The sequence below is a fragment of the Pseudomonas sp. NPDC087814 genome (genome assembly GCF_044742865.1).
Taxonomy (GTDB): domain Bacteria; phylum Pseudomonadota; class Gammaproteobacteria; order Pseudomonadales; family Pseudomonadaceae; genus Aquipseudomonas.
This window is the reverse complement of record NZ_JBIUVK010000008.1, coordinates 168,602-186,886: the sequence shown is the minus strand read 5'-3', so window position 1 is coordinate 186,886 and position 18,285 is coordinate 168,602. Positions and strand designations below refer to the sequence as shown.

Genomic DNA, 18,285 nt, shown 5'->3' with positions numbered 1-18,285 from the left:
AGTGGCACCGCGTGTCGATGTTCGGCAAGGTCGCGGAGATCGCCGGTGAATACCTGCGCAAAGGTTCGCAGGTCTACATCGAAGGCAAGCTGCAAACCCGCGAGTGGGAAAAAGACGGCATCAAGCGTTACACCACCGAAATCGTGGTCGACATGCAAGGCACCATGCAACTGCTGGGCGGCCGTCCACAGGGCGACCAACAGGGCCAGGGCGGCATGTCCAACTCGGCACCGCGTCCACAGCAGCAGTCCCGTCCGCAGCCAACCCAGCAGCCACAGCGTGAGTCGCGTCCAGCGCCACAGCAGGCCGCTCCTCAGCCGGCAGCCGACTTCGACAGCTTTGATGACGATATTCCGTTCTAAGGTCGCTTGAGACCCCGAACTGTCGCGTAACACCAGAAAACCCCCGGTGGCCTTGGCCCCGGGGGTTTTTCATTGCGGACACGGCAATCCGCTAAACGTCAGTAGAAGCGGCGCCCACCACCAACTCCCGAAACCTCTCCAATACCGACGACGTATCACCTACCCGGGTAGCCAGGTGCAACGGCGCCACCAGGCTCCGGCACTCCGAAAGCTCGCGATAAACAATCCCGTCGCCCCGCAACCGTTGCATTGAGGCAGGCACAATCGAAACCCCAAGCCCCGCAGCCACCAGGCTCAACGTCGCCGTCATGCGCGGCGCCTCTTGCACAACTTGCGGGCTGAAACCCGCTTCGCGACACGCCACCAGAATCGCGTCATACAACCCAAGCCCTACCCGGCGGCGATACAGCACAAACGCCTCGGTGGCCAATGCCGCCAACGGCAGCGGCGTCGACGGGTTGATAGCCAGTGGGTGGTCGGTAGGCAGCGCCAGCAACATTGGCTCCACCAGAATTGGCTGGTCCTGCAACGCCTGCGTCCCGCTCAGCGGCGAGCGAATGAACGCCGCGTCGAGCTTTTCGTGCAGCAACGCGTCCAGCAGTTCACCGGTACCGGCTTCTTCCAGTACCACTGAAACGCCGACAAAGGTTTCCCGAAACAGGCGCAGTACGCTGGGCACAAACGGATGCAAGGCGGCGGAGCTGGTGAAACCAATCGCCAGGCGTCCGCGTTCACCTCGGGCGGCGCGGCGCACAATGTCGGCCACACCATCGACGCTGGCCAAGATATGCCGCGCCTCTTCCAGCAAGGCCAGCCCCGCAGTGGTCGGGCGCACGCCTCGTGGCAGGCGCTCCATCAGCACCACACCCAACTCGGCTTCAAGACTTTGCAACAGGCGGGTCAGCGGCGGTTGCTGCATGCCCAGTCGTTCTGCCGCGCGGGTGACATAGCCTTCTTCGGCAATCGCGACGAAGGCCCTGAGCTGCCTGAGCTCCAGCATAGGAATACTTTTCAGGTATGGGAGATGATCAATCGTGGCATTTGTTCTCATGGATCACAAGATTTAGGCTGTCCTCACTCCTCACAGAAGAAGGAATGCCGCAATGACCTGGTCAGCCAAGCAATACTCGATGTTCGAACAACAGCGCACTCGTCCCGTCCGGGATCTGGTAGCGGCCATCCCTGAGGGTGATGTGCGCACCGCCGTCGACCTGGGTTGCGGCCCGGGCAATTCGACTGAAGTCCTGGCTGATCGCTTTCCGCAGGCAGTGGTCACCGGCATGGACAGTTCCGATGACATGCTGGTCGACGCCCGCAAGCGCCTGCCCGCGTTGAACTTCGAATTGGCTGATATCGGCGCCTGGAACCCTGTGCAGAAATTCGACGTCATCCTCGCCAATGCGTCGCTGCAATGGCTGCCTGATCACGCCACGCTGTATCCGCATTTAGTCAATCAACTGACTCCCGGCGGCACCCTGGCGGTGCAGACGCCCGACAATCTTGACGAGCCGGCCCACAAGCTGGCGCGGGAAGTCGCGGCGGACGGCCCGTGGGCCGCAAAGATCGGCAGCGTCAAACACAATGAACGCCATACCGCGAGCTACTACTTTGAGTTGCTGAGCCAACACTGTTCCACCGTGGATGTATGGCGCACCACTTACCACCATCCGCTGGCAGGTTCCGCCGCGGTGGTGGAGTGGTTCAAGGGTTCGGCGTTGCGTCCATTCCTGGCGCCCCTGACCGAGTCAGAAAGGAACGCCTTCCTCGACGAGTACCTGGCGCGGATCACCAAGGCTTATCCAGCGTTGGCCGATGGCACTGTGTTGCTGCCGTTTCCGCGCCTGTTCATCATCGCTACCCGGTAAGCGCGGAGAAGGTCAATCGGCGGACAAGAACTGTTCCGCCGATACCACGCTCGCATAAGCAAACCCCAGCGACGACATAAACGCCGCATGCACCTGGGCTGCCGGCACGACGCTGCCATTGAATTCCAGGTCCCGCGTGGCGCAGGCATCGTGGATCACCGTCACGGTGTAGCCCAGGTCCGACGCGGCGCGCACCACGCCGTCGATGCACATATGGCTCATGCTGCCCACCACCACCAGCTCGGTGATGCTGCGTTGTTCCAGCAGGGCCCGCAGGTTGGTTTCGCGGAACGCATTGACGAAATGCTTGAGCACCACCGGCTCGTCGGCCTGGTTCAGCACCTTGGGGTGCAGGTGTGCACCTTCCGAACCCGGGGTGAAGAAGGGGGCATCGTCGGAGGTGAATTCGTGGCGTACGTGAATCACCGTATCGCCTGCCTGGCGAAATGCCTGTAGCACTTGCTGCGCCTTGTCTGCCGCCGCGTCCACTCCGTCTAGCGGCCACTTGCCCTGGGGGAAGTAGTCGTTCTGGATATCGATTAGGATGAGCGCTTGCTTGGCCATGTTGGTTTCCTTGTGAGGGTTGATGCGTCCAGTATCCTGGCTGGCGTGACGCCTGGGGATTGGCCGCACCGACAATAACAGAGGGAAAACTGACAATGGCGATCGTCGAGCTCGGCGTGCTGATCTACAGTGGTGCGCAAATGGCTGCCGTGCATGGCTTGACCGACCTGTTCGCGGTCGCCAACCGGATTGCGACCGAGCATCAGTCCGAGCAACTGCCGTCCCTGCGCATCAGCCACTGGCAGGCTGAAACAGGCGGTGCGCCGACCCGTGTATTCGATAGCGAGCCCGGTAGCGGGGATAGGTTGACGGCCTTGCTGATTCCACCCTCCATTGCCGGCTTTTCCGAGGGCCAGGCGTCCGCGGAATTGCTGGATTGGCTGCGCCAGCAACATCGGTCCGGGACCATTCTGGGCGGGGTGTGCGTGGGCTCGATCCTGATGGCGGAAAGCGGCCTGTTGGACGGTCGCAGCGCCACCACGCACTGGACGTCGGCCAAGTCCTTCGCCGCGCGTTACCCGGCGATTCGCCTGGAAGCCGACAAACCCATCGTCGACGACGGCGACTTGATCACCACCGCCGGCCTCATGGCCTGGTCCGAATTGGGCCTGCGCCTGGTGGACCGTTTGCTCGGCCCGAGCATCGCTGCCAGCACCGCGCGTTTCCTGGTGATCGAACACAGTGACAGCGCCAGTGAGTGCGGCAGTAACTTTGCGCCGATCCTTGCCCATGGCGACGCTGCGATGCTCAAGGTGCAACATTGGCTGCAGGCCAGCGGTGCGGTGGATGTTTCGTTGGCTGCCATGGCGCAGGAGGCGGGACTTGAGGAACGCACCTTCCTGCGACGGTTCCGCGCCGCCACCGGTTTGAAACCCACCGAATATTGCCAGCACCTGCGTGTCGGCAAGGCGCGGCAGATGCTGGAGTTCACCAACGGCACCATTGATCACATTGCCTGGACCGTGGGTTACCAGGACCCCGGCGCCTTCCGCGCCACCTTCAAGAAAATCACCGGGCTGGCGCCAAGCGACTACCGCAGCCGTTTCGGCGTAACCCCAACCAAGGCCCAAGCCTGAATCGTGCAGAAAACCGCGACACCGGGATCACATCGTGCAGAATAAAACAGGCCAAGTGCTATCGCTTTTCCCGCAACTGATTGATTCCCCGCGCGTTTAAACAAACGCCGCCTTGGCTTGATCCCTGCTACCGTTTCCTTACACACATGGCAGCAGAGCCAAGGGGGACGCATGACCCCGACAAATCGCAAAAAAATCGTGGTGGCGCATTCAATCCGTCCGCAAGCGCCATTGCACGAAGTGGAGACCAACCGCGCCCTGGCCCGTTGGCTGGCGCACGTCCTCGGGCTCAAATATGGCGGCAGCTATAACCCTGAGCAGCACAGTGGGCGCGACCTCTATCTATTGCCCACTCAGACGCTGGTTGGCGCGGCACAGGCGCGGCAATTCGGCGTCAAAGGCCCTGAGGATCTGTGGGGCGGCTACGTCGATCACGATTTCATCTGCACCAAGGCCATCAGCCACGGTTTGCTGAATAAAAACGCGGTTGCGCCCGAAGGCTGGTCGCCGCTGTTTTCCGAGCGCATCCGCAATGTGGTGCTGGATGGGTTGAGTGTGCACGCCCTGGCAGATGCGCGGCCGGCGGCGACCCATTTGCTGTACACCGGCCCGATCCGTCTCAAGCCCGTGCATGCCTGCGCCGGTCGCGGCCAGGAAGTGATCCGCAGCCTCGACGAGTTCGACGCCATCCTCGCGCGCCCTGATGCGGCGCAATTGTTCAGCGACGGCGTGGTGCTGGAGCAGGACCTGCGCGACGTGGTCACCCACAGTGTCGGCCAGAGCTTTATCGGCGATCACGTCATCAGCTACTGCGGCGATCAATACCTGACCCGGGACGGGCAGGGCGAAGAGGTCTATGGTGGTTCCAACCTGTTGGTGGTCCAGGGCTACTACGAGGACCTGCTCAAGCTCGACCTGCCCGATGACGTGCGCCTGGCCATCCAGCAAGCGCAGGTCTTCGATAACGCGGCGGATGAGGCCTATCCCGGGTTCTACGCTTCGCGGCGCAATTACGACATCGCCCAGGGCCTGGACAGCGGCGGCCAACGCCGCAGCGGCGTGCTCGAGCAATCCTGGCGCATGGGCGGGGCCAGCAGCGCGGAAGTCGCGGCGCTGCAAAGCTTCGTCAACAATCCCGGGCTGCGGGCGATTTATGTCTCGTCGGTAGAAACCTACGTCGATCAGCCGCTGCCGGCTGACGCGATCGAGGTGTACCGGGGCCCGGCAGAAAACAGCGACTTTCTTCTCAAGTACGTGACGGTCAAATCCTATGACGGCTAGAAGCGAAACCATTGCCATTGATATCGACGACGAACAGATGAGCGGGACCTTCCTCAGTCCCAAATCGAAAGTACCGGGGGTGTTGTTTGTGCACGGCTGGGGCGGGAGCCAGGAGCGTGACCTGGAACGCGCCAAGGGTATCGCCGGGCTCGGTTGTGTATGCCTTACATTCGACCTGCGCGGCCATGCCGGCAACGGCATTCCGTTATCCCGCGTCACCCGCGAAGACAACCTGCGCGACCTGCTCGCGGCCTACGACCGCCTGTTGTCACACCCGGCCATCGACACCTCGGCGGTGGCGGTGGTGGGCACCAGCTACGGCGGTTACCTGGCCGCCATCCTCACGTCACTGCGCCCCGTGCGCTGGCTGGCTTTGCGGGTGCCGGCGCTGTACCGCGACCAGGAATGGCTCAAGCCCAAGCGCGACCTCGATAAAGCCGACCTGATGGATTATCGCGGCACCTTTGTGCACGCCGAAACCAATCGCGCCCTGCATGCTTGCGCGGCGTTTACCGGTGATGTGTTGATCGTGGAGTCGGAGACCGACGACCACGTGCCCCACGCCACCATCATGAGCTACCGCGCCGCCTGCCAGCAGACGCATTCGCTGACTCACCGGATTATCGACGGTGCGGATCATTCCCTGAGTGATCCGGTTTCCCAGCAGGCCTACACCTCGATCCTGGTGGACTGGATTACCGAGATGGTGGTGGGCGAGCGCTTGAGCATCATCCAGTCGTAGGCGTTTTCTTCACGCGCAATGCCTTGGCCTTGGCTTCGACCGCGAGGTACATCACCAGGGCCACCAGCAGCGGCAGGATGAAGTAGATTGCGCGGTAGGCGATCAGCCCCGCGAGCAGACTGCCGCGGGACGCTTCGTGCTGCAGCAAGGCAATGAAGACAGCCTCCAGCACACCCAGCCCCGCCGGGATGTGTGTGACCACTCCGGCAATGCTGCTGATCAGCAACACCCCGAGCACCACGGGGTAATCCAGCTGCTTGGGCAGCAGGGTAAAAATCACTGCTGCCATCAGCGACCAGTTCAGCGCGCCGAGCGCCAACTGCAACACTGCCATGCGCAGCGACGGCAGGCTGATTTCAATCCCGCGTATCGACCATGCGCGCTTTTTCGACAAGCGACAGGCCAGCAGGTAACCCAGGCTCGCCATTACCAACAGCACGCCGACGCCTTGCAACGCACCGCTGCTGAGCTTCCACCCCGGCGGCAATGTCACCAGCCCGCTGCTGAATACCGCGCCGGCGATCGCCATGTAGCCGAACCAGTTGGTGGCCAGGCTCAAGCCGAGGATCTTCGCGATGTTCCCGCTGCTCACCCCGAGTCGGGAATACAACCGATAGCGCATGGCGATGCCACCTACCCACGCGCTCAGGTTGAGGTTGAACGCATAGCTGATGATGCCCACCGGCAAAATCTGCTTCCAGCCCAACGGCTGGCGGATGTAGGTGCGGCCGATCAGGTCGAAGCACGAATACACCAGGAAACTGCACAGGGTCAGCGCACCCGCGATGAGCAGCGTGCGCAGCTTGAAGTCGCCCAGGGTGTCGAGCACTTCGCTCCAGTCGATACGCCGGGCGAGCAGGGTGAACAACACGATCAGCACCAGGAAAAACACCACCGTCAGCGGTTTTTTCCAGCGTTTCAAGAAGCCGGGGCGAGCGCTTTCTTCAGCGATGCGAGCTTGGGTCATGATCCGCACGCTCCTCAAGAACGAAGGGTTTCAACCTCGGCTTGTGGGCCGGCAACCAGCCGGTCCACGACGGAAAATGCCGCAGCACATGGAACACCACGAAACCCACGGTCACCCGCCAGAACCAGCCGCGAGGCGCGCGGTTTTCCGGCATGGTCTTGCAGTGGTTCTGGCTCAGATATTCCAGGCGCTCGAACAACTGCTGGTTGAAGGCACGATCACGAACCAGCACATTCGCCTCCAGGTTCAGCGACAGGCTCAGCGGGTCGAGATTGCTCGAACCCACCGTGCTCCACTCTTCATCCACCAGCGCCACCTTGCCGTGCAACGGACGCTGGCAGTACTCGTGGATCACCACGCCCTCCTTGAGCAAATAGTCATAGAGCATGCGTGCCGCCAGCTTGGCCAGCAGCACATCCGGCTGGCCCTGCATGATCAACTGCACGTGCACGCCGCGCCGCGCGGCATTACGAATTTCCCGCAGCAGGCGGTAGCCGGGAAAGAAATAGGCGTTGGCGATCACCACCCGCCGCTCGGCCTTGCGCAGGGCGTGCAGGTAGGCCTCTTCGATATCGGTACGGTGTTGCAGATTGTCCCGGTAGATCAGCCGTACCAGGCCATCGCCTTCGCCGGCAGCCCATGGCGACGGGCGTTGCTCGCGCCGCCAGCCGCGCCGCTTGCGCACACGCCGGCCACTTTGTGCGAGGGCGAAATGATGCAGGTCGGCGACTGCCGGGCCCTGCACCTGCACGGCATAATCCTGCTTGGCCTCGGGGCCGAAATCCCCCAGGTGATCCGCCGAGAAATTGATCCCGCCGATAAACGCCACGCTGGCATCCACCACCACAATCTTGCGGTGCAGGCGGCGAAACCAGTTGGTGCGAAAACCCAATGTCTTGCTCGCCGGGTCGAACATCTGCACGGTCACGCCGGCCTGGCTCAATTCGCTGAGAAACCCCGGTGTCAGCTCACCACAACCAAAGCCATCGAGGCTGGCGACGACCTTGACGCCACGCTGCGCCGCCTCGATCAAAATGCCTTTGAGCTCGTGGCCGACCTTGTCTTCGAAAAGGATAAAGGTCTCCAGCAAGATCTCCCGCTGGGCCTGGCGCATCGCCTCGAACACTTTGGGAAAGTAGGCCTCGCCGTTCTCCAGCAACTCGATCTGGTTACCGCTCTGCCAGCCGTAATCCAGGTCCCGGGCCACGGCATCGTCCGGCGGTTGGTCGGTCGCGATGTGTTCCACCGCGACCTTTTCCAGTGGTGCGCTGTTCATAGCTCGATCTCCACCGACAGCGGCGCATGGTCCGACAAGTGTGACCACGGGCGGCTGGTCAGGACTTGGGGCTGATGCACCTTGAGGTTGCGCACATAGATGCGGTCCAGCGGCAGCAGCGGCAGGCGCGCCGGGAAGGTGCGGGCCGGCTTGCCGTGGGTTTCGATAAACACTTCCCGCAGCCCGCAGTGGGCGAGATCGGCGCGCTGGCGCCAGTCATTGAAATCACCGGCGACAATCACCGGCGCGTCGGCGGGAATCTCGGCGACCCGCTGCGCGATCAGGCGCAGTTGCTGCTGGCGATGGACTTCCCGCAGCCCCAGGTGCACGCAGATTGCATGCACGTCCTGCACGTTGCCCGGCAAGCGCAGCACGCAATGCAGCAGCCCGCGACTTTCGTGGCCGCTCTGGGAGATGTCGAGATTGTCGTAGCGGATGATCTGGAATTTCGACAGCAACGCATTACCGTGGTCGCCATGGGGATACACCGCGTTGCGACCGTAGGCGTATTGCGGCCAGATACTGTCGGCGAGGAATTCGTATTGCGGCATGCTCGGCCAGTTACTGTAGCGCTTGGGGTGGCGTTCATGGGTGCCGTGGATTTCCTGGAGGAACACCACGTCGGCGGCCACGCTGCGAATCGCCTCCCGCAACTCGGGCAATATGAAGCGCCGGTTGAGCGCGGTGAAGCCCTTGTGGGTATTGACCGTCAGCACCCTGAAGCGGGTGATGGTTTCGGTGGGCGTGGTTGGCATCAGTTCCGGATGGGTCATGGCAACACTCCCGTGTCCGGCAACTTGCCGGGTTCGGTGGCCAGTGCCTGGTCCAGGCCAAAACGCTGCAGTAATTGGCGCGCATCGAAGGGCGCGCGCACCTTGATGTCGTTATCGAAGTAGCAAAACACCTCGCGCTGCTTGCGGGCGCGGGGTTTGTGCTTCGGGTCGATCAACTGTGCATCGGCGGGTTGTTTGCCGTGGCTCCAGCGTTCGATGCGATCGCCCCAGCGCTTGAGCGCTTCGGACGTATAGCCGCTGGCATACAGCGCTTTGTCCCCATGCAGACGCAGGTACACAAAGTTGGCCGTGACGTCTTCCAGGTACGGCCACTTGCCGGCTGTGTCCGCCACCACCAGGGCCACGCCGTGCTTGTCGAGCATCTCGACAAACTCCGGCACGGCGAAACTCTTGTGGCGAATCTCCACCGCATGGCGCAGCGGCTTTTTACCGTGGGCTTGCAGGCTCGCCTTGCCGTTCAGGCGCGGCTCATGCTCGCGGGCGAGGGCGGCGGCCTGCTGGGTAGTAGTGGGTAATTCGGCGAGAAAGGCTTCAAACAACGGCGGGTCGAATTTGAAACTGGGCGGGAACTGCCAGAGGATCGGCCCGAGCTTTTCCTTGAGTTCCAGCACCCCGGAGGCGAAGAAATTCGCCATCGGCTTGTGCACCTCCCGCAACCGCAGGATATGCGTGATATAGCGCGGCGCCTTGACGCTGAACACAAACCCTTCAGGCGTGTCGCCATACCACTCGGCGTAGCGCTTGGGTGTTTGCAGCGCGTAGAACGAGCCGTTGATCTCGATGCTGTTGACCGCCCGTGAGGCAAACTGCAGCTCGCGCTTCTGGGTCAGGCCCTCGGGGTAGAAATCCCCCCGCCAGGGCGTGTAGCGCCAGCCGGAAATGCCGATATGAATCGCGGCCATGATGACTCCCGTGGGTTAACTGTGTGGTGACCTCCGTTTTTGGATGACTGTGAGGATCGGGAGAAAGTTTCGATGGTCCTACAGACGGCACCTCTCAAAATGTGGGAGCGGGCTTGCTCGCGAAGACGGTGGGTCAGTCGATATCTCTGTTGACTGACTTACCGCTTTCGCGAGCAAGCCCGCTCCCACATTGGGTTCTTTATCGCTGCGGGATCAGTGCCCGCCAACCACCCGGGTCGAGCTCTCGGCATACACCGGCCCCAGCCGGTCAAGGCGCCCGCTCCAGGCCGTCAGCGCCAAGGCCACCAACACCACCGAGCCGCCAATCCACGCCGTGTGGATCAAGCCCATGTGGGCGACGATCATGCCGCCGGCCCACGCGCCACCGGCAATCCCCAGGTTGAACGCCGCGATGTTCAGGCCCGAGGCCACGTCCACCGCGTTCGGCGTGTGATGTTCCGCCTGGCGCACCACATACACCTGCAAGCCCGGCACATTGCCGAAAGCGACCGCGCCCCACACCAGCACAGTGGCCAGGGCCAGCCATGGATTACCCGCGGTGAAGGTCAGCACGAACAACACAGCGGCGAGCAGGGCAAAGATGATTTTCAGGGCGCTGATCGGGCCGCGTTTGTCGGCCAGCTTGCCGCCCCAGATATTACCGATGGCCACCGAGATGCCATACACCAGCAACACCAGGCTGACGGTGCCGGCGCTGAAGCCGGAGATGTCCTGAAGGATCGGCGCCAGGTAGGTGAACGCGATGAACGAGCCGCCGTAACCCACCGCCGTCATGGCGTACACCAGCAGCAGCCGTGGTTGTTTCAACACTTGCAGTTGTTGCAACAGTGACGCGGGTTTGCTGTGGGCGATGTTTTTCGGTACGTAGAGCAGGCTGCCGATAAACGCGATCAAGCCCAGGGCCGAGACGGCGAGGAAGGTTTCGCGCCAGCCGAAGTGCTGGCCGATAAACGTCCCCAGTGGCACACCGGTCACCAACGCGACGGTCAGGCCGGTAAACATGATGGCAATCGCGCTGGCGGCTTTTTCCTTGGGCACCAGGCTTGTGGCGATCGTGGAGCCAATCGAGAAGAACACCCCGTGGGCCAGGCCGGTGACGATCCGTGCCAGTACCAGGGACTCATAACTCGGCGCTTGCCAGGCCAGCAGGTTGCCGAGGGTGAACAGCACCATCAGCGACAACAGCAGCAGTTTGCGTGGCACTTTGCCGGTGAGGGCGGTGAGTACCGGCGCGCCGATGGCCACGCCCAGGGCGTAGAGGCTGACCAGCAGGCCGGCGGACGGCAAGTCGACACCCAGGTCGGCGCCGATGGTGGGTAACAGGCCAACGATGACGAACTCGGTCGTCCCGATGGCAAAAGCGCTGAGGGTCAGCGCGAGCAAGGCAATGGGCATGGCTGCAACTCCGGTGGGTTTCAATCAGGAGCGCAGTCTCGGGGTTCGGCTTGTGCGGAAAAAGCCAGGTATTGGCATTTGATATTTGCCTGGGGCGCACGGATCGAAGTATACGGGGAACGATCAGGCGTCAAACCCGTCAGTTCCTTACAGACCCTTCTGAAGGAGCCCGGTGTTTTGTTGAATTTAAAGACTGTGCTACTGCTCGGCACGCTGCTGTTCTGCGGCAGCGGCGCGCTGCAAGCGGCCACTGCCCCCGCGGCTCCAGAGCCTGCCGCCCCGGCGAAGCCGGAACTTTTGGTAGAAGGCGGCCTGCTCGGCGCCATCAGCTCCAGCATCGATGATGTGCAGGACAAGCTCGACCTCAACCAGAACCTGGTCGACGCCTGGCGCCTGCGGGCCGACCGGGCGGCAGATGAGGTGGACAAGCTGGTCAACCAGCCGTCCGAACGTTCCTCGTGGAGCGTGGCCGGGGATTTCCTGTTGTTGTCCGGGGTGTGGATCGGCGCGTTCGCCGCGCTGACCCTGCTGGGGCGCTTTATCGTCAAGCGCCTGAGCCTGCAGCGGCATATCGCACCTCGCCAGCGCCTCCAGGCGTTGCTGGGTTACCTGATTCCCTACACGATACCGGCGCTTATCTGCCTGCCATTGACGCTCTACGTCAGCCACTTCTTGCCCACCTCGGTGGGCCGTGCGCTGGCGCTGTGTTTTGCCTACGCCACCAGCAGCGGCATCTTCTCCACCTCGATCCTGTTGTGCGTGATCGTCATGTTCAACGTCGGCCACAAGCGCCCTGCGGTGAAGATTATTCGGGACTACTGCCCCAAGCCGCTGTTCCTGATCGGCTTCCTTGCCGCCCTCAGCGATGCGCTGACCAGCCCACAGATCGCCCGCCAACTGGGGGGCAATATCACCGCCAGCGTCGCGATCTTCACCGGGCTGTTTGCCTCGGTGATTTTCGGCATGCTGGTGATTCGCCTGCGCCGTCCGGTGGCGCATTTGATCCGCAACCGGCCCCTGGCCCAGCGCCTGAAACACCCGGCGGTGCAGCAATCCCTGCGGGTGTTTTCCGGCCTGTGGTATTGGCCGATCCTGCTGATGGTGCTGGTGTCGGCGATCAACCTGATCGGCGCCGGCGACGACAGCCAGAAAGCCCTGCGCTGTGCGCTGTTCACCACGATCCTGCTGATCGGCACGGTGTTTCTCAGCACGGTGTTGCAGCACCTGTTCCAGTCCCGCAGCACGGTGGCGGTCCAGCGCAGCAGTGCCTACAAGGAACGTTTCCTCAGCCTGCTGCACGCGCTGTTGCGCATCGTGATGGCCATCGCCTTTATCGAAATCCTCGGGCGTATCTGGGGCGTTTCGCTGTTTGAGTTTGCCCAGCGCAACTCCGTGGGCCGGGCCATCAGTGATTCCCTGAGCAGCATCGGTTTGATCCTGCTGGTGACCTGGCTGTTCTGGGTGGTGCTCGACACGGCGATTCAGGAAGCATTGAAACCCCCGGTCAACAAACGCTCCAGCCGCCAGCCCAGCACGCGGGTGAAAACCATCCTGCCGCTGCTGCGCAACGCAGTGAAAATCATCCTGGTGGTGATCTGCGCGATCACCACCATGGCCAACCTGGGGATCAACGTCGCACCGCTGCTGGCGGGTGCCGGGGTGGTGGGCCTGGCCATTGGTTTTGGCTCCCAGCAACTGGTGCAGGATGTAATCACCGGGCTGTTCATCATCATCGAAGACACCCTGTCGATTGGCGATTGGGTGGTGCTCGACTCCGGCCACGCCGGTACCGTGGAGGGCCTGACCATCCGCACCCTGCGCCTGCGGGACGGCAAGGGGTTTGTGCATTCGGTGCCGTTCGGGCAGATCAAGGCCGTCACCAACCAGTCGCGGCAATTCGCCTATGCGTTCTTCTCGGTGCAGTTCACCTACGACACCGATGTCGACAAGGCCGTGGAACTGATTCGCGAGGCGGGGCAGTCGATCCGCGACGACGTGTTCCTCAAGTACAACCTGCAAGGGCCGCTGGAGGTATTTGGCGTCGACAAGATGGACCTCAACGGCGTGGTGCTGACGGCGCAGTTCCGCACGGTGTCGGGCGGGCAATATGCGGTGAGCCGCGCGTTTAACCAGCGCTTGAAAAAGCTTGTGGATAACTGTGCCTTTGTTCACTTCGCGCAAACTTATCCACAGCAGGTGATGCTGCCGCAGCGGGTCGGGCAGCAGGTGGATGAGCCGGAGGAAGAAGTGCCTTCGTCGGTGGTGCTCACTGAGCAGCCAAGAACCCAATAGTTTTGTGTTGAGGCCGCCGGCCTCTTCGCGAGCAAGCCCGCTCCCACATTCGATACGGTTCCACCCTTGGAATGCGGTCAAATGTGGGAGCGGGCTTGCTCGCGAAGGCGTCATTACGGGCACTGAACAAGTCAGTGTCTGATCAGTTTTTCCCGCACCAACCCGGCCTCCTGCTGATCCAACTCCAGCAACACCTGCTGCTTGCCGGCAATCTCCACCGCCGCCGGCAAACCATCCCGGTACACCAGCCGATTACCGCTCAACGCCGGCACCTTGCTACCCGGCAGCAGCGTACCGACCAGGTTCAGCGGATCCGCCCCACACACGGCAATCAAGCTTCCATCGTGAGGCCGCCGCCGAACTTCCCGCAGCAGCGGAATCGCTTCCGGCAACGCAAACTGTTCCCCCGCCAAACCACTTACAAACCGCCCGCCCCGAATCTCGCCCCGGGCCTCCAGCCGGTGGAACGTACGCAGCAATTCCCGCCAACTGGGCAGCCAGTCCGCCTCGCGCTCCAGCAGGCGCCAGAACACCACCCCGTAGCGGCGCAGCAAGGTCATCGCCACATGCTCCAGCGTCTCGGCCGAGTGAGCCCCCGGACGTGTGCCATCCGCCACCGGCGCCCGCCGTACCAGGGCCCAACGCCCGGCATCGTCCATTCCGCCGACAAACGCGCCACGCCCGCGCCGACTGCTGCGGGCCTGACGTTTGCTCGCCGGCGTGGTCAGGGCGCGCAGGCCGGCAAAACTGTCGGCGTTCGCCAGCCCCGCGCCCACCAGTTCCTGCAACGCGGTTTCCAGTTCGCTGCGCAGCAGATGGGCTTCGTGGATCAATTCATCGAAAAACAGCGCGCCGTTTTCCCGCAGCGCCTGATGAACTTTCTGTGCCTTGGGCGACAGCTCGGTGCTGTCCGGCGCTTCGGTCAGTCCACTCCACAATGGCACCTGGCTGCGGGGCAACAGCACCACTGGCGTGCTGCGCAGGGCCGTCGCGCCGGCCTTGTTGCTCAGGCGCGTCCACACCACTTTGCCGCTGCGGCACAAATCGTCCAGCCAGTGGGGCGCGTAATCCTTGATTCGTGCGCTGAGCAAATCGCTGTCCCAGGCCGAAGTGGCTGCGGCGTACCCTTCCAGCTGCGCGACGATCTGCGGCAACACGGCGCTGCCCTGGCCGCGGGTACCGTTCGACAGGTGCTGCCAGTCGAACAGAAAACGCATGAAATCCTGCAACGCCACCGGCTCGATTTCCCGGCGCAGGCGCTTGACCGTGTAGCGGTGAATGCGCGCCAGCAGGTGGCGTTCGCACCATTGTTCGGCGCTGGCGTCGGGGCTGAAACGGCCGCGCAGCACGTAGCCTTCGCTCTCCAGCCGCGCGAGTGCCTGTGATACGTCGGCCACCGGCAAGGCCAGGGGCGCGGCGATCTCGATCAGCGTCAATGGGCCGAAGCCGCTCAGGCGCGCCCGCAGCACTTCCACCAAGGCTTCATCGAAGGTCCAGGGCTCATCGAAACCGGGCAACAGCGGCAGCTCGTTCGGGTAGATCGCCGCTAAACAGCTCAAGCGCTCCAGAGCGACCCAAACGGCCTGGTCGGTACCGATCTGCAATCGGCTGGCGCGCCCACCGTCGGCCAGGGCTTGCAGCCATTCTGCCCACTGCGCCGTGACCTCCGATTCGGCAATGCACGCCAAACTCATCAGCGCTTCATGCATCTCGTCCAGGCCATTGGGCGCCGGCCAGGCTTCCTCGCACACACCGGCAATCGCTTCGGCATCCAGCGCGCCAAGGTCATCGGTGCTTTGCGGGTCGCTCCAGCGCCGGTTGAGCACGGCCTGGGTGCGGCGCTCCTCCAGCGGAGCGTCGTCGAGAAAGGTGTAGGGGCGGGCGCTGAGAATCTCTGCTGCCAGTGGCGACGGCGCCGGCAGATCACGGCTGATCAGGCGGATTTCGCCGCGCTCCATGCGCCGCAACAGGGCCAGCCAGCCTTCGCTGTCCATGGCTTCGTGCAGGCAGTCGTCGAGGGTTTGCTCCACCAGCGGATGCTCGGGCACTTCGCGCTCGCCGGCGAGGTTTTCCAGGCAGGCGATCTGGTCGGGGAACACACTGGCGATCAGGTCTTCACTCTTCATGCGCTGGATCTGCGGCGCCACCTTGCGCCCACCGGTGTAGCGCGGCAACGCCAGGGCCACCCCGGCATTCCAGCGCCAGCGCACGCCGAACAGCGGTGCATCCAGTACCGCCTGGATCAGGATGTGCTCGGCCGTGTTGCTGTTCAGGTAGCGCCACACCTCATCCAGCTCAAAGCTGTGACTGGTGGACAGCGACAACACGATTGCGTCCTCGCTGGCGGCGGCTTGCAGTTCGAAGTTGAAGGTGCGGCAAAACCGCTTGCGCAGCGCCAGGCCCCAGGCGCGGTTGATGCGACTGCCGAACGGCGTGTGGATGATCAATTGGGTGCCGCCGGACTCGTCGAAAAACCGTTCCATGATCAACGTGTCCTGGGACGGCAGCGCGCTCAGCGCCAGCCGCGCCCGCGCCAGGTAATCCAGCAGTTGTTCGGCGCTGGCCAGGTTCAGGCCGAGGGTGCCGGTGAGCCAATCGAGCGCCGGTTGCAGGTTACCCGGCGTGGCGCCCAGCAGCGCGTCCAGTTGCCCCTGAAAACGCGCCACGGCAAACGACAACTCCGCGCTGCGCCCCGGTGCTTCGCCGAGCCAGAACGGAATGGTCGGCGGCTGGCCGTGGGCATCCTCGACCCGCACCTTGCCGGGCTCCACTCGCAGGATGCGGTAGGAGGTGTTGCCCAGCTGGAAGATATCCCCGGCGATGCTTTCCACCGCGAAGTCTTCGTTGACGCTGCCGATGTTCAGGCTTTGCGGCTCAAGCAGCACGCTGTAGTCGGCGTTGTCGGGGATGGTGCCGCCGCTGGTCACGGCGGTGAGCTTGGCGCCCCGCCGGCCACGCAGGGTGCGGGTGATGGCGTCGCGGTGCAGGTAGGCGCTGCGCAGGCCCTGGCGCCCGTTGTAGCCTTCGGCGAGCATTTGCAGCAGTGCCTGATAGTGACGCTCATCCAGCTCGGCGTAGGGCGAGGCGCGGCGTATCAGCGTGAGCAGGGCCTGTTCCTGCCATTCCTGGCAGCTGACTTCGGCGATGATCTGCTGGGCCAGCACATCCAGCGGCGCAACCGGAATCAGCAAGGTGTCCAGCTCGCCCCGGCGCACGCAGTCGAGCAGGGCGGCGCATTCGATCAGGTCGTCACGGGCGGTGGCGAACAACCGGCCCTTGGGCGTGCCGCCGACCTGATGCCCGGAGCGTCCGACCCGTTGCAGAAAACCGTTGATCGAGCCGGGCGAGCCGATCTGGCACACCAGGTCGACATCGCCGATATCAATCCCCAGTTCCAGCGACGCAGTGGCGATCAACACCTGCAGCTCACCGGCCTTGAGCCGTTGTTCGGCGTCCAGGCGCATTTCCTTCGCGAGGCTGCCGTGGTGGGCGGCGACGGCGGTTTTGCCCAGGCGCTCGCTCAAGTGCCGGGCCAGGCGTTCGGCCAGGCGCCGGGTGTTGACGAAAATCAGCGTGGTGCGGTGTTGCCTGGCCAGTTCGGCGAGGCGGTCGTAGACCAGCTCCCACACGTCGTTGGCCATGACGGCCGACAGCGGCACCGGCGGCACTTCGATATCCAGGTCCCGTGGGCGTGCGTGGCCGATATCGACGATCTCGCAAGGCCGGCCGGTGCCCACCAGAAAGCGCGACACCGCCTCGATGGGCTTTTGCGTGGCGGACAGGCCGATGCGGGTCAGCGGTTCGCTGCACAAACCCTGCAGGCGCTCCAGTGTCAGGGCCATGTGGCTGCCGCGCTTGCTGGCGGCGATGGCGTGGATCTCATCGACGATCACCGTGCGGGTGCTGGCAAGCATCTGCCGGCCGGAATCCGAGCCGAGCAGCACGTAGAGCGATTCCGGGGTGGTGACCAGGATGTGCGGCGGGTGCTTGCGCATCAGGGCGCGGTCTTTCTGCGGGGTGTCGCCGGTACGCACGGCGGTGCGGATCGCCAGCGGTGGCAGGCCGAGGCGCTGCAAGTGCTCGGTGATGCCGGCCAGCGGGTTTTGCAGGTTGATCTGGATGTCGTTGGAAAGAGCCTTCAGGGGCGAGACGTAGACCACCAGCGTTTGGTCTGGCAGTTGGCCGCCATTGGCCAGGCCTTGGTGCACGAGATCGTCCAGCACCGCGAGAAAGGCAGTCAGGGTCTTGCCGGAGCCGGTGGGTGCGGCGATCAGTGTGGAGCGGCGCTGGCGGATCAGCGGCCACGCCTGGGCCTGGGCGGCGGTCACCGACGGGAACGTGCTGCGGAACCAGGTGCTGACGGCGGGGTGGAAACCGTTCAAGACCGTGTCCGTTGATTCAGGAAGGTTCATCCCCAATTTATGCGGCCGGCCCCGGCAACTTGCAACCCCGGGATGCATTCCCTGTGGTGAGGGAGCTTGCTGCGGTAAGGGAGCTTGTTGTGGCGAGGGAGCTTGCAGTGGCGAGGGAGCTTGCTCCCGCTGGGCTGCGTAGCGGACCCAAAAAAGCGGGAGCGCTGCGCACTCCAGCGGGAGCAAGCTCCCTCGCCACAAGAAGCTCCCTGGCCACAGCAAGCTCCCTAGCCACTGCATGCTCCCTGGCCATAAAAAGGCTCTCTCTACCTAAACCCCCCGGCCGCAATCGGCGGCGCACTTTATAAGTGACGGTTGCGCTACAAACCCGCAAAA

Annotated in this window: 14 protein-coding genes; 6 read left to right on the top strand and 8 right to left on the bottom strand. The window is 63.3% G+C overall.

Annotation, left to right across the window (positions count from 1 at the left end):
* Window positions 1–362 (top strand): single-stranded DNA-binding protein (gene ssb / locus ACIOMR_RS09830; RefSeq protein ID WP_401193738.1); only part of this gene is annotated, 362 nt, incomplete at its 5' end.
* A 91-nt stretch (window positions 363–453) separates the two neighbouring features.
* Here ssb and ACIOMR_RS09825 read toward each other — a convergent pair.
* On the bottom strand, window positions 454–1,362 hold the full coding sequence (locus ACIOMR_RS09825; protein ID WP_401193735.1) for a LysR family transcriptional regulator: 909 nt from the start codon (window positions 1,360–1,362) through the stop codon (window positions 454–456).
* A gap of 103 nt (window positions 1,363–1,465) precedes the next feature.
* Between ACIOMR_RS09825 and tam the strand changes: the two genes are divergently transcribed.
* A complete protein-coding gene (gene tam, locus ACIOMR_RS09820; protein ID WP_401193732.1) occupies window positions 1,466–2,227 on the top strand; it encodes a trans-aconitate 2-methyltransferase in 762 nt (253 codons plus the stop codon).
* Window positions 2,228–2,239: 12 nt separating this feature from the next.
* On the opposite strand, the gene ACIOMR_RS09815 is transcribed toward tam, so the two are convergent.
* A complete protein-coding gene (locus ACIOMR_RS09815; RefSeq protein WP_008436449.1) occupies window positions 2,240–2,791 on the bottom strand; it encodes a cysteine hydrolase family protein in 552 nt (183 codons plus the stop codon).
* Between the two features lie 95 nt (window positions 2,792–2,886).
* Here ACIOMR_RS09815 and ACIOMR_RS09810 point away from each other — a divergent pair, with 95 nt between their 5' ends.
* From ACIOMR_RS09810 to ACIOMR_RS09800, 3 genes are all read left to right on the top strand, one after another.
* Window positions 2,887–3,867: a GlxA family transcriptional regulator gene (locus tag ACIOMR_RS09810; RefSeq protein ID WP_401193729.1), complete on the top strand. Its 981-nt coding sequence runs from the start codon at window positions 2,887–2,889 to the stop codon at window positions 3,865–3,867.
* Between the two features lie 171 nt (window positions 3,868–4,038).
* Window positions 4,039–5,148 carry a DUF3182 family protein gene (locus tag ACIOMR_RS09805; RefSeq protein WP_401193726.1) on the top strand — a complete coding sequence of 370 codons (1,110 nt, stop codon included), beginning with the start codon at window positions 4,039–4,041 and terminating at the stop codon, window positions 5,146–5,148.
* Complete coding sequence (locus ACIOMR_RS09800; RefSeq protein WP_003210032.1) at window positions 5,138–5,890, top strand: S9 family peptidase; 753 nt, start codon at window positions 5,138–5,140, stop codon at window positions 5,888–5,890. Before ACIOMR_RS09805 ends, ACIOMR_RS09800 begins: the two co-directional genes overlap by 11 nt.
* Here the strand turns inward: ACIOMR_RS09800 and ACIOMR_RS09795 are convergent.
* The 5 genes from ACIOMR_RS09795 to ACIOMR_RS09775 form a co-directional block, all read right to left on the bottom strand.
* A complete protein-coding gene (locus tag ACIOMR_RS09795; RefSeq protein ID WP_102605438.1) occupies window positions 5,877–6,857 on the bottom strand; it encodes a lysylphosphatidylglycerol synthase domain-containing protein in 981 nt (326 codons plus the stop codon). The two genes, ACIOMR_RS09800 and ACIOMR_RS09795, sit on opposite strands and share 14 nt — an antisense overlap.
* Window positions 6,835–8,133 (bottom strand): cardiolipin synthase ClsB, encoded by a 1,299-nt coding sequence (gene clsB / locus ACIOMR_RS09790; RefSeq protein WP_003210028.1) that lies wholly within the window; start codon window positions 8,131–8,133, stop codon window positions 6,835–6,837. The genes ACIOMR_RS09795 and clsB overlap by 23 nt, the downstream gene beginning before the upstream one ends.
* Window positions 8,130–8,906, bottom strand: coding sequence for an endonuclease/exonuclease/phosphatase family protein (locus tag ACIOMR_RS09785; protein WP_003210026.1), 777 nt, complete (start codon window positions 8,904–8,906; stop codon window positions 8,130–8,132). Before ACIOMR_RS09785 ends, clsB begins: the two co-directional genes overlap by 4 nt.
* Complete coding sequence (locus tag ACIOMR_RS09780) at window positions 8,903–9,829, bottom strand: DUF72 domain-containing protein (protein ID WP_102605439.1); 927 nt, start codon at window positions 9,827–9,829, stop codon at window positions 8,903–8,905. The genes ACIOMR_RS09785 and ACIOMR_RS09780 overlap by 4 nt, the downstream gene beginning before the upstream one ends.
* A 213-nt stretch (window positions 9,830–10,042) precedes the next feature.
* Window positions 10,043–11,245, bottom strand: coding sequence for an MFS transporter (locus ACIOMR_RS09775; protein WP_177035943.1), 1,203 nt, complete (start codon window positions 11,243–11,245; stop codon window positions 10,043–10,045).
* Between the two features lie 177 nt (window positions 11,246–11,422).
* Between ACIOMR_RS09775 and ACIOMR_RS09770 the strand changes: the two genes are divergently transcribed.
* A complete protein-coding gene (locus tag ACIOMR_RS09770; RefSeq protein WP_177035944.1) occupies window positions 11,423–13,537 on the top strand; it encodes a mechanosensitive ion channel family protein in 2,115 nt (704 codons plus the stop codon).
* A gap of 131 nt (window positions 13,538–13,668) precedes the next feature.
* Here the strand turns inward: ACIOMR_RS09770 and ACIOMR_RS09765 are convergent, their stop codons facing one another.
* Window positions 13,669–17,949, bottom strand: coding sequence for a DEAD/DEAH box helicase (locus ACIOMR_RS09765; RefSeq protein ID WP_401193719.1), 4,281 nt, complete (start codon window positions 17,947–17,949; stop codon window positions 13,669–13,671).
* Between the last annotated feature and the right edge of the window lie 336 nt (window positions 17,950–18,285).

Bases quoted from the DNA above. Each gene is read 5' to 3' on its own strand.
- ACIOMR_RS09825 (WP_401193735.1), bottom strand. From the start codon at position 1,362: ATGCTGGAGCTCAGGCAGCTCAGGGCCTTCGTCGCGATTGCCGAAGAA.
- ACIOMR_RS09800 (WP_003210032.1), top strand. From the start codon at position 5,138: ATGACGGCTAGAAGCGAAACCATTGCCATTGATATCGACGACGAACAG.
- ACIOMR_RS09815 (WP_008436449.1), bottom strand. From the start codon at position 2,791: ATGGCCAAGCAAGCGCTCATCCTAATCGATATCCAGAACGACTACTTC.
- ACIOMR_RS09805 (WP_401193726.1), top strand. From the start codon at position 4,039: ATGACCCCGACAAATCGCAAAAAAATCGTGGTGGCGCATTCAATCCGT.
- ACIOMR_RS09780 (WP_102605439.1), bottom strand. From the start codon at position 9,829: ATGGCCGCGATTCATATCGGCATTTCCGGCTGGCGCTACACGCCCTGG.
- clsB (WP_003210028.1), bottom strand. From the start codon at position 8,133: ATGAACAGCGCACCACTGGAAAAGGTCGCGGTGGAACACATCGCGACC.
- ACIOMR_RS09795 (WP_102605438.1), bottom strand. From the start codon at position 6,857: ATGACCCAAGCTCGCATCGCTGAAGAAAGCGCTCGCCCCGGCTTCTTG.
- ACIOMR_RS09785 (WP_003210026.1), bottom strand. From the start codon at position 8,906: ATGACCCATCCGGAACTGATGCCAACCACGCCCACCGAAACCATCACC.
- ACIOMR_RS09810 (WP_401193729.1), top strand. From the start codon at position 2,887: ATGGCGATCGTCGAGCTCGGCGTGCTGATCTACAGTGGTGCGCAAATG.
- tam (WP_401193732.1), top strand. From the start codon at position 1,466: ATGACCTGGTCAGCCAAGCAATACTCGATGTTCGAACAACAGCGCACT.
- ACIOMR_RS09775 (WP_177035943.1), bottom strand. From the start codon at position 11,245: ATGCCCATTGCCTTGCTCGCGCTGACCCTCAGCGCTTTTGCCATCGGG.
- ACIOMR_RS09765 (WP_401193719.1), bottom strand. From the start codon at position 17,949: ATGAACCTTCCTGAATCAACGGACACGGTCTTGAACGGTTTCCACCCC.